At 73.3% G+C, this 10,089-nt stretch carries 11 protein-coding genes and 1 pseudogene; 9 read left to right on the top strand and 3 right to left on the bottom strand.

Going from position 1 to position 10,089, the window contains the following annotated elements; translation table 11 throughout:
- The 3 genes and pseudogenes from L7D48_RS20330 to L7D48_RS20320 all read left to right on the top strand — a co-directional run.
- A pseudogene (locus L7D48_RS20330) lies at positions 1-206 on the top strand (hypothetical protein); the annotation flags it as partial.
- Positions 206-715, top strand: coding sequence for an NUDIX hydrolase (locus L7D48_RS20325; protein ID WP_237881101.1), 510 nt, complete (start codon positions 206-208; stop codon positions 713-715). The pseudogene L7D48_RS20330 and the gene L7D48_RS20325, both read left to right, overlap by 1 nt.
- Positions 716-872: 157 nt before the next feature.
- Complete coding sequence (locus L7D48_RS20320) at positions 873-1,295, top strand: Hsp20/alpha crystallin family protein (protein ID WP_237881099.1); 423 nt, start codon at positions 873-875, stop codon at positions 1,293-1,295.
- Positions 1,296-1,359: 64 nt separating this feature from the next.
- Here the strand turns inward: L7D48_RS20320 and L7D48_RS20315 are convergent, their stop codons facing one another.
- From L7D48_RS20315 to L7D48_RS20305, 3 genes are all read right to left on the bottom strand, one after another.
- Positions 1,360-2,187, bottom strand: a complete 828-nt coding sequence (locus tag L7D48_RS20315; RefSeq protein ID WP_237881097.1) for a class I SAM-dependent methyltransferase — start codon at positions 2,185-2,187, stop codon at positions 1,360-1,362.
- 71 nt (positions 2,188-2,258) lie between these two features.
- Positions 2,259-3,776 carry a carboxylesterase/lipase family protein gene (locus tag L7D48_RS20310; protein ID WP_237881095.1) on the bottom strand — a complete coding sequence of 506 codons (1,518 nt, stop codon included), beginning with the start codon at positions 3,774-3,776 and terminating at the stop codon, positions 2,259-2,261.
- Positions 3,777-3,829: 53 nt separating this feature from the next.
- Positions 3,830-4,009: a hypothetical protein gene (locus tag L7D48_RS20305; RefSeq protein ID WP_237881093.1), complete on the bottom strand. Its 180-nt coding sequence runs from the start codon at positions 4,007-4,009 to the stop codon at positions 3,830-3,832.
- 268 nt (positions 4,010-4,277) lie between these two features.
- On the opposite strand from L7D48_RS20305, the gene mshA reads away from it, so the two are divergent.
- From mshA to L7D48_RS20275, 6 genes are all read left to right on the top strand, one after another.
- Positions 4,278-5,597, top strand: a complete 1,320-nt coding sequence (mshA, locus tag L7D48_RS20300) for a D-inositol-3-phosphate glycosyltransferase (RefSeq protein WP_237881091.1) — start codon at positions 4,278-4,280, stop codon at positions 5,595-5,597.
- On the top strand, positions 5,590-6,123 hold the full coding sequence (locus L7D48_RS20295; RefSeq protein ID WP_237881089.1) for a YbjN domain-containing protein: 534 nt from the start codon (positions 5,590-5,592) through the stop codon (positions 6,121-6,123). The genes mshA and L7D48_RS20295 overlap by 8 nt, the downstream gene beginning before the upstream one ends.
- A gap of 257 nt (positions 6,124-6,380) precedes the next feature.
- Entirely contained in the window at positions 6,381-7,595 is a 1,215-nt protein-coding gene (locus tag L7D48_RS20290) for a substrate-binding domain-containing protein (protein WP_237881087.1), read from the top strand.
- 5 nt (positions 7,596-7,600) lie between these two features.
- Entirely contained in the window at positions 7,601-8,356 is a 756-nt protein-coding gene (locus L7D48_RS20285) for an ABC transporter ATP-binding protein (protein WP_237881085.1), read from the top strand.
- Positions 8,353-9,204, top strand: coding sequence for an ABC transporter ATP-binding protein (locus L7D48_RS20280; protein ID WP_237881083.1), 852 nt, complete (start codon positions 8,353-8,355; stop codon positions 9,202-9,204). Before L7D48_RS20285 ends, L7D48_RS20280 begins: the two co-directional genes overlap by 4 nt.
- Positions 9,204-10,076 carry a branched-chain amino acid ABC transporter permease gene (locus L7D48_RS20275; protein ID WP_237881081.1) on the top strand — a complete coding sequence of 291 codons (873 nt, stop codon included), beginning with the start codon at positions 9,204-9,206 and terminating at the stop codon, positions 10,074-10,076. The genes L7D48_RS20280 and L7D48_RS20275 overlap by 1 nt, the downstream gene beginning before the upstream one ends.
- Positions 10,077-10,089 lie beyond the last annotated feature (13 nt).

Below are 10,089 nucleotides of genomic sequence, written 5' to 3'. Positions count from 1 at the left end.
CCCCCCGTATCGCCCCCGCCACCGCCTACGCGCTGGGGGTGCTCCACGCCGACCAGCGGCACGAGGTGGAGGCGGCGAGGTTCAGCTTCGGGCGGCTGTGGCGACCGGCGGCCTCCGCCCACCGGTCCCGGCCGGCCGGAGCGGACCGGCAGGCGTCCGGGACGGACGCGGCCGCTGTGGCCTTCGGCGCGGAGCGGGGCCGCTGATGGGCGGCCCGGGCGCCGGCCCCGCGCCCGACCCCGGCTCCGGCTCACGTTCCGGACCCGGCCCCCGCTCCCGTACGATCCGCGCGGCCGGCTGCGTGCTGTGGCGCCGTACGCGCTCCGGCGCGGGGAGGGGCGAAGGCGCCTGCGCCGGTGGGGCGGGCATCGAGATCGCGCTCGTCCACCGGCCCAAGTGGGACGACTGGTCGCACCCGAAGGGCAAGCTCAAGCCGGGCGAGGCGGCCCTGCCCGCGGCGGTGCGCGAGGTGCGCGAGGAGACCGGCATGTCCTGCACACCGGGCGCGGTGCTGCCCACCACGCGTTACGAGACCGGCGGCCGGACCAAGGAGGTCCGCTACTGGGCCGCCGAGGCGACCGGCGGGGCGTTCACCCCCGGCGACGAGGTGGACCGGCTGCTGTGGCTGCCCCCGGAGGAGGCCCGGCGGCGGCTCACCCAGGAGCAGGACCGGCTGCTCGTCGACGCCCTGCTGGCGGCCCTCCACCTCGACTGAGACCCGGCCCATTCCTCTCGAACCCCCTTCCGGATACCGTCCCTGGCCTGCGCTTTCAACAAACTTGAGTCGGAGCTTGTCAATTTTCCTCCCTGGGGTTATATATGGAGTCAGAGGGCATCACAGGACGCAGTGCCAGGGAAGGAGATGACCCGTGATGCTGATGCGCACCGACCCGTTCCGTGAGCTCGACCGCCTCACCGAGCAGCTGCTGGGCACCACGGCCCGCCCGGTCGGAATGCCGATGGACGCCTACCGCTCCGGTGACGACGTGGTGGTCCACTTCGACCTCCCCGGCATCGACCCGGAGAGCATCGACCTCGACGTCGAGCGCAACGTCCTGACCGTCCACGCCGAGCGCCGGTGGCTCGGGCCGGAGGACGCCGAGCGGATCGCCGCCGAGCGGCCCACCGGCAAGTTCAGCCGCCAGCTGTTCCTCGGCGACACCCTCGACACCGACCGGATCGACGCCTCGTACGACGCCGGTGTCCTGACGCTGCGCATCCCGGTGGCCGAGCAGGCCAAGCCGCGCAAGATCCAGATCAGCGGCGGTTCCGGCAAGAAGCAGCTGACGAGCTGATTCCGGGGGCTCCGAGAGCTTCTGAGAACTCTGAGAGCTCCGGGGCTTCCGAGGCCCCGCGCCCTCACATCCCCTTCCGGCCGCCGCCGCCCGGCGCCAGGGCCTCCCACCGCACGGTGACCTCGCCCTGGCGCCAGCGGCGCGGCCCGTCCACGACCGGCCAGCGGGCGGCGACCTCCTTCACCGAACGCATCCAGCGCTGCCGCGCACCCAGCGCGGCGTACGGGGAGGCCGCCGCCCAGGCCCGGTCCATGTCGAGCAGGAAGGCGTGCACCGGCTCACCGGGCACATTGCGGTGGATGAGCGCCTTGGGCAACCGTTCGGCCAGGTCGGAGGGGGTGCCCAGGGAGCCGAGCCGGGTCGCGAACGTCACCGTGCGCGGCCCCTCCGGGCCGATCGCCACCCACACGTGCCGCCGCCCGATCTCGTCGCACGTCCCCTCCACCAGCAGCCCGCCGGGCGCCAGGCGGGCGCGCAGCCGGTCCCAGACGGGGACGACCTCCCGCTCGTCGTACTGCCGCAGCACGTTCGCGGCCCGGATCAGCATGGGCCGCCGCCCGCCCGGCAGCGGCACCTCGAAACCGCCGTGGGCGAAGACCAGACCGGGGCGCTCGTAGGGGCGGGCCGCCTCGACCCGCGCCGGATCGATCTCGATACCGGTGACGCTCACGGACCCGCACTGTGCCCGCAGCCGTTCCAGCAGCTCGACGGCCGTCCAGGGCGCGGCGCCGTACCCCAGGTCCACGGCGACGGGGCCGTACGGGCCGGCGGCGCGGCGCAGCGCGGGCCCGTGGACGGCGGCGATCCAGCGGTCCATGCGCCGCAGCCGGTTCGGATTCGTCGTTCCCCGCGTGACGGCCCCCACGGGCCGCTCCGCCCCACGCCTGCCCATGCCCGCAACCCTACGGTTTCCGCCGGGGCGCGGTTACCGCTGCCGCCTGCGGTCACGAGGCCTCGCCGCCCTCACGGACGCAGGACCGGAAAGTCGGCCTTGGCCCAAAGAGCACGGATGGCGGCGGCTCTGTCGTCGACGGCTCTGTCGTCGACGGGGTTGTCGTCGGTGCTCCATATCCTCGCCTGGGCGGTGGATTCGTCGACCGAGGGCCAGCCAGGGTCTCCGGTGGCGGCGAAATCGGCCCACGCGCGCATCATGCGGCGTGCCAGTCCGTGATCCGCGGGTGTGGGCGCGCCGCCGATGAGGAAAGCCAGGCAGTCGGTGTCGAGGTTGCCGAAGGCGAAGGGGATGTCCGCACAGTGCCAGGCCCGGACGGCCCCGTGCGGGCCGGTGCGCCGACGATCGAACCGCGACAGAAACGCCCTGCCACCGGCTCGGGCGTGAAGCTCGGCGAGCCGATTGCTGTATTCGCCGAACAGCAGATCCCCGAAGACGGCGAGGTAGACGTCGAGCACCGGGGCGTGGGGCATCGCGGCGCGGTAGCCGGCCACCAGGCCGTCGGGGAGGCCGAAGTCCTCGGCGAAGAGAGCCAGCTGTTCGTCAGTGGTGACCCTGGTGCTGCTGCCGACGGCGTCGAGCAGCCAGTACTCCTCCGTGGTGTGGCAGACCAGCAGGTCCACCCCCCGGGTCGCACCGGCGGCCATCCCGGTGAGGGGGTCGGCGGGCAGGACACCGCCGTCGAGGACGGGAGCGTAGAGCGAGGGGTCGTAGTGGCGGGACCCGGAGGCGGGATCCCGCCGGTAGTCGTCGACCACTTGGTCGGAGGCGGCGACCAGGGCGTGCGGAGTCACGGATGTCAGGCCCTCCACCGTGGCGGGGCAGCCCGCCGCGGCGGCGATCTCACGGGTGGTCGCCGCCGCGATCTCGTGTGTGTAGCAGGGACTGGCGGCGCTGTGGGCGATGGCGCGGTGGAACAGACCCCGGGCGCGGTCCATCACCATCAGGCATGCGACCGAAGAGGCTCCGGAGGACTGGCCGGCGACCGTGACGTTGCCGGGATCACCGCCGAAGGCGGCGATGTTCTCACGGACCCAGCGCAGGGCTGCGACTTGGTCGAGCAGGCCCCGGTTGTCCGGGTAGGCGGTCGCCTCCGCGCCGGGGATGTGGCCGAAGCCCTCGAAACCGAGCCGGTAGTTGAGGGTGACCACGACCAGATCGGCGCGAGCCAGCGCGGTGCCGTCGAAGTCGGGCTGAGCCGAGGAACCGAAGGTGTAGGCACCGCCGTGGATCCAGACCAGGACGGGCAGACGGCCGCCCTCGGGGGCCGGGGTCCATATGTTGAGGGTGAGGATGTCCTCGTCGCCGGCCGACCACACCGGTGAGCCGGGCAGCCGCGCCGACTGCGGGGCGACAGGGCCGAAGGCCGTGCAGTCCCGTACTCCGGTCCATGCCGGTGCCGGGAGCGGTTCCCGGAAACGGTTGGCGCCGAACGGCGGTGCGGCGTAGGGGATGCCGAGGACGGCCACGACTTCGGCAGAGGCCCGAAAACCTCGGACCGGACCGTTCGTCGTCCTGAAGAGGTCCATGGGAAGAACGCCTCTCATCTCATGACGCGCCGGATCGTCGGGAGGACGAGGCTTCAGCCTTGCATCGCGCGGTACGCCATGACCAACACCGAGATCACGACGATCGACGCGCCGGTGATGTCAATCGCCCGCTGCCACCGGTCCGCGGTGTCGGCAGACGGCGGCATCTTCAGACGATCAACGCACCACCCGGGGACGATCACGCGGTCGTGGAGGCGCAGGTGCGTGACCACGGGTTTTCGCCGGCTTGGCAGGATGGGATCCGAAGACGCCGGCGCGAGGGCCGGATGCCCGGCGAGAGGGTCGGCGCGAGGGCCGGCGAGGTGCCGCGCACCGGCGTGCTCCGCCTGCTGCGCGGGTGACCGCCGGTGCCCGTGCCGAGCCGTCGCGTCACGGTTTGGCAAAGCGGGCGGGCGCGGGAAGGGAACGGCCCCCGCCGGTGTTGACGACCCGAGAGCGCGGACGGTCGCTCGGCGTCCCATCCCGGAGGAGGCAGCGCAGGTGAGCCCGCATCCCACCAGGCTCGGTCGGCGGCTGCACCGGTTCACGCGACGGCCCCGCCGCGTGGCCATGCTCAGCGTCCACACCTCGCCGCTGCACCAGCCCGGCACCGGCGACGCCGGCGGCATGAACGTCTACATCGTGGAGCTGGCCAGGCAGCTCGCCGCCCAGGGCACCGAGGTGGAGATCTTCACCCGCGCCACCGCCGCGGCCCTCCCGCCCGCCGTCGAGCTCGCCCCCGGCGTACTGGTGCGGCACGTGGACGCCGGCCCCTACGAGGGGCTCGCCAAGGAGGACCTGCCCGCCCAGCTGTGCGCCTTCACCCACGGCGTGATGCGCGCCTGGGCCCGCCACCGGCCCGGCCACTACGATCTGGTCCACTCCCACTACTGGCTCTCCGGCCACGTCGGCTGGCTCGCCGCCGAACGCTGGGGCGTTCCCCTGGTGCACGCCATGCACACCATGGCCAAGGTCAAGAACGCCGCCCTCGCCGAGGGCGACACGCCCGAGCCCGCCGCCCGCGTCATCGGCGAGACGCAGATAGTACGGGCCGCCGACCGGCTCATCGCCAACACCGCCGAGGAGGCGGGCGAACTCGTCCACCACTACGACGCCGACCCCGCCCGCACGGCCGTCGTCCACCCCGGCGTCAACCTCGACCGGTTCCGTCCCGCCGACGGCCGCGCCGCCGCCCGCGCCCGCCTGGGCCTGCCGCGGGACGCCTTCATACCCCTGTTCGCCGGGCGGATACAGCCGCTCAAGGCCCCCGACGTCCTGCTGCGCGCCACCCGCCTGCTGCTGGACGAGGACCCCTCCCTGCGCGAACGCCTCGTCGTCCCCGTCGTCGGCGGGCCCAGCGGCAGCGGGCTGGCCAAGCCCGAGCAGCTCCAGAAACTCGCCGCCCGCCTCGGCATCACCGACGTGGTGCGCTTCCATCCGCCGGTGGGCCAGGAAATCCTCGCCGACTGGTACCGCGCGGCGAGCGTGCTGGTGATGCCCTCCCACAGCGAGTCCTTCGGGCTGGTCGCCGTCGAGGCGCAGGCGTGCGGCACACCCGTCGTCGCCGCGTCCGTCGGCGGGCTGCCGGTGGCGGTGCGCGACGGGGTCAGCGGCTTCCTCGTGGACGGCCACGAGCCGGCCGGCTACGCGCGGGCGCTGCGGCACCTGATCGACGGCCGCGAGCTGGCGGCCCGCATGGGCGAGGCCGCCGCCCGCCACGCGAGCGGCTTCGGCTGGGACACCGCCGCCGCCACCACCGCCGAGGTGTACGCCGAGGCGATGGCCGGACGCCGCCGTCACCTACGATCGGCACATGGGTGACAAGCGCGACAACAGCGGCGACAGCAGCGGCGGCGACGCGACCGCGAAGGCCAGGGCCGCGATCGAGCGGACGCTGCGCGAGGCCGAGCTGAACTGGGAGAGCCCGTCCGACGGCAACTACGTCGTCACGCTGCCGGGCACCCGCAAGCTCTCCACGACCTGCTCCCTGATCGTCGGCAGGCACTCCCTGTCCGTCAACGCCTTCGTCGTCCGCCGCCCGGACGAGAACCACGCCGAGGTCCACCGCTGGCTGCTGGAGCGCAACACCCGCCTGTACGGGCTGGGTTACGCCCTCGACAGCCTCGGTGACGTCTATCTGGTGGGGAAGCTGCCGCTGCCGGCCGTCACCCCCGAGGAGGTGGACCGGCTGCTCGGCGTGGTCGTGGAGAACGCCGACGGGGCGTTCAACACCCTGCTGGAGATGGGCTTCGCCACCTCCATCCGCAAGGAGTACGCCTGGCGGACCTCCCGCGGCGAGTCCACGCGCAACCTGGAGGCGTTCGCGCACATGCTGCGCGACGAGTGAGCGGACGGGCGGGCAGGCGGAACGGCGGGCGGGCCGGCGGACGACGGGCGGGCCGGCGGGACCGCACCGCAGGACCGCACCGCGCGAGCGGGAGGCCCCGGCGCACATGTGGCCACAGCCCATGCGCCGGGGCCTTCCTGTGTACGGCACGGACATTGCCGGTGCATGCGCGTGGGGCGGACGCTGCCAGGCATCACCACCGCGAGCCGGCCACCCACCGGTGGCCCGTACACGATCCGCCGAGGAGCCCTCCCGCCATGCGCAGACCCGCCATCACCCCCCTCGCCGCGGCAGCCGTGGCAGCCGCACTCGCCACCTCCTGCTCCAGCCCCGGCTCCACCGCCTCCGGCGACGGGGGAGCGAAGGAGGTCGAGGTCGCCCTGATCACCTCCACCAGCGGCCCGCTGGCCTCCTACGGCGAGCAGTACCTCCAGGGCTTCGAGGCGGGACTCGACCACGCCACCGACGGCACGGGCAGGATCGACGGCGTCGAGATCAAGGTCAGCAGGTACGACGACGGCGGCGACCCCGCCAAGGGCGTGTCGCTGGCCAAGAAGAGCGCCGGCCAGGGCGTGCGGATCATCGCCGGCACGGCCGCCTCCGGTGTCGCGACCCAGATCGCGCCGGTCGCCGCCCAGAACAAGATCCTCTACATCTCCGGCCCCGCCGCCACCGACGCCGTCACCGGCGCCAACAAGTACACCTTCCGCTCCGGTCGCCAGACCTTCCAGGACGTGGCCACCGCCCAGCAGATCCTCATGAAGCAGGAGGACGGCGCGGAAGGCGGGAGCGGCAAGGGGAAGAAGGTCGTCGTCCTCGCCCAGGACAACGCCTTCGGCCAGGCCAACGTGGCCGCCGTCGAGAGCGTGCTCGGCACCGGCGGCACCACCGTGGACTCCGTCCTCGCCCCGCCCAGTGCCACCGACCTCACCCCGACCGCCACCAAGGTCAAGGCCGCGAAGCCCGACATGGTCTTCGTCGCCTGGGCCGGCGACACCGCCCAGTCGATGTGGACCACCCTCGACCAGCAGGGCGTGCTCGACGCCGCCACCGTCGTCACCGGGCTCGACAGCCGCGCCAGCTACCCCGTCTTCGGCAAGGCCCGCGACAAGGTCACCCTCCTGGCCCACTACGTGCCCGGCGCCATCGACAACCCCGAGGCGAAGGCCGTCGAGGAGTACTTCGGGAAGAAGGGCTGGAAGACCGACCTGTTCACCCCCGACGGCTTCAACGCCGCCCAGATGGTCGCCCAGGCCGTCCGCGAGGCCGGGGCCGACGGCGACACCGACGCCATGGTCGAGGCCCTGGAGGGCCACACCTTCGCGGGCATCAAGGGCGAGAACACCGTCCGCGCGAGCGACCACGCCCTGCTCCAGCCCATGTTCCAGGCGGAGTTCGACGGCGACGCGCCGAAGGTGGTCCTCACCGCCGACGCGCGGGAAGTCGCCCCCACCGAGAAGAAGATCGGCTGACGGCTGTGGCACCTGTCCTCGAACTGAGCGGACTGAGCTGGTCCGTCGGTGCGGCGACCATCGTCGACGGGATCGAACTGGCCGTGGAGGAAGGGGAGTTCGTCGCCGTCATCGGCCCCAACGGCGCCGGCAAGACATCCCTGTTCAACCTCGTCTCCGGCATCACCCGCCCCACCGCGGGCACCGTCCGCCTGGACGGCGCCGACATCACCGGCCTGCCGCCCCACCGCCGCGCCCGCCGCGGGCTGGGCCGCACCTTCCAGTCCTCCTCCGTCTTCCCGACCATGACCGTGGCCGAGCACGTCGCCCTGGCCGCCCGCGCGGCCGGCGCGAAGCGGGTCGCGGAGGACGGGCAGGGCGTGCGGGGCGTACTGGAGCGCGTACGGCTCGCCCACCGCGCCGGCGACCTCGCCGGAGGCCTGTCCCACGGCGACAAGCGCAAGCTGGAGCTCGCGGTGCTGCTCGCCCCCACCCTCGCGCAGGGCGGCTCCTCCCCGGGCGGACCCCGTCTGATGCTCCTGGACGAGCCCATGGCGGGCGTCGCCGCCGAGGAGGTCGGCGAGCTGACCGACGTCGTCCGCACCCTGCACCGCACCGAGGGCCGCACCGTGCTGATGGTCGAGCACCACATGGACATCCTGCTCGGCCTGGCCGACCGGGTGGCCGTGATGCACCACGGCACCCTGCTGGCCACCGGCACCCCCGACGCGGTGATGGCCGACCCGACCGTCCAGGAGGCGTACGTGGGGGAGGAACTGTGAGCACACCGGCCGGGCACGAGAGCCCACCGCCCATCCTGTCCGTGCGCGGCCTGCGGGTGCGCATCGGCCAGTCCAGCATCCTCCAGGGCGTCGGCTTCGACGTCGCCCCCACCGGCACCACCGCCCTGCTGGGCCGCAACGGCGTCGGCAAGACCACCACCGTCCGCGCCGTGCTGGGCCTGCTGCCCGAGGAGGGCGAGATCACCGGCGGCACCGTCCGCCTGGACGGCGAGGACGTCACCGGCCACCGCACCCACACCGTGGTGCGGCGCGGCGTCGGCTACGTGCCCGAGGACCGCGGGGTGTTCGGCTCCCTCACCGTCGCCGAGAACCTCACCCTCGCCGAACGCGCCGGCGGCCCCCACCACTACGACCTCGTCCACGACCTCTTCCCCGAGCTGAAGGCCCGGCGCGCGCAGCGGGCGGGCACCCTCTCCGGCGGCCAGCAGCAGATGGTCGCCCTCGCCCGCGCCCTGCTCAACGACAACCGCCTGGTCATCGTCGACGAGCCGACCAAGGGACTCGCGCCCCGCGTCGTCACCGAGGTCGCCGAGGTGCTCCAGCGCGCCGCCGAACGCGTCCCCGTGCTGCTCGTCGAACAGAACCTGGCCGTCGTACGCCGACTGGCGCGCGACGCCGTGGTGCTGGACGCGGGCCGCACCGTCCACACCGGCGACGCGGCCGAACTCCTCGCCGACCGCGAACGCACCACGAGCCTGCTCGGCGTCGGCCGCCACGAGCCGCCGGAGCGGTCCGGACAGCAGCCCGAGGAGCAGCCCGAGGAGAAGGCCGGGGAGCGGCCCGAGGAGCGGGAACAGCGCGAGCACGCGACCAAGGAGGCCACCTGATGAGCACGCTGGTCCTGCTCACCCTCACCGGACTGGGCCTGGGCGCCCTGTACTTCCTCATCGCCTCCGGCCTCGCCCTGATCTTCGGCCTGATGGACGTCCTCAACTTCGCCCACGGCGCCTTCCTCACCGTCTCGGCGTACGCGGCCTGGCGCACCGCCGAGACCGTCGGCGGCACGGGCGGGCTGGCGCTGGCCGCACTGGTCGGCACCGTCACCGGCGCACTGCTGGCGATCGTCGTCGAACTCGTCCTCATCCGCCGCCTCTACGGCCGTCCCCGCGAGCAGATCCTGGTCACCGTCGGCCTCTCGCTGGCCGTTCCCGCGCTCGTCCAGGCCGTCTGGGGCGCGGACTCCCGCCCCTTCCCCGTCCCCGACGCGCTGTCGGGCACCGTCGGGGTACTGGGCGCGCAGGTGCCGGTCAGCCGCTTCGTGCTGATCGCGGTGGCCCTCGCGGTACTGGCGGCCGTCAACCTCTTCCTGTCCCGCACCCGCTACGGACTGATCGTGCGGGCGGGCGTGGAGGACCGGGCGATGGTCACCGCCCTGGGCATCGACGTCACCCGCGCCTTCACCCTCGTCTTCGCCATCGGCGGCGCCCTCGCCGGGCTGGCGGGCGTCCTCGGCGGGCTCTACTTCGGCTCGCTCTCACCCCACCAGGGCACCTCGCTGCTGGTGTTCGCCTTCGTCGTGGTGGTCATCGGCGGCATGGGCTCCATCCCCGGTGTGGCGCTCTCCGCGCTCGCCGTCGGCCTGGTGCAGCAGTACGCCAACTACTACGTCGACGGATACGGCGACTTCGCCGTCGTCGTACTGCTCGCGGCCGTCGTCCTCGCCCGCCCCGCACCCCGACTCGCAGGAGGAGTCGCATGACAGCCTCCCCGGC

This window comes from Streptomyces sp. ICN903 (assembly GCF_022015835.1).
Classification (GTDB): Bacteria; Actinomycetota; Actinomycetes; order Streptomycetales; family Streptomycetaceae; genus Streptomyces; species Streptomyces fenghuangensis.
Note: the sequence above shows the minus strand (reverse complement) of the source record. Positions and strands in the feature narration are given on the sequence as shown.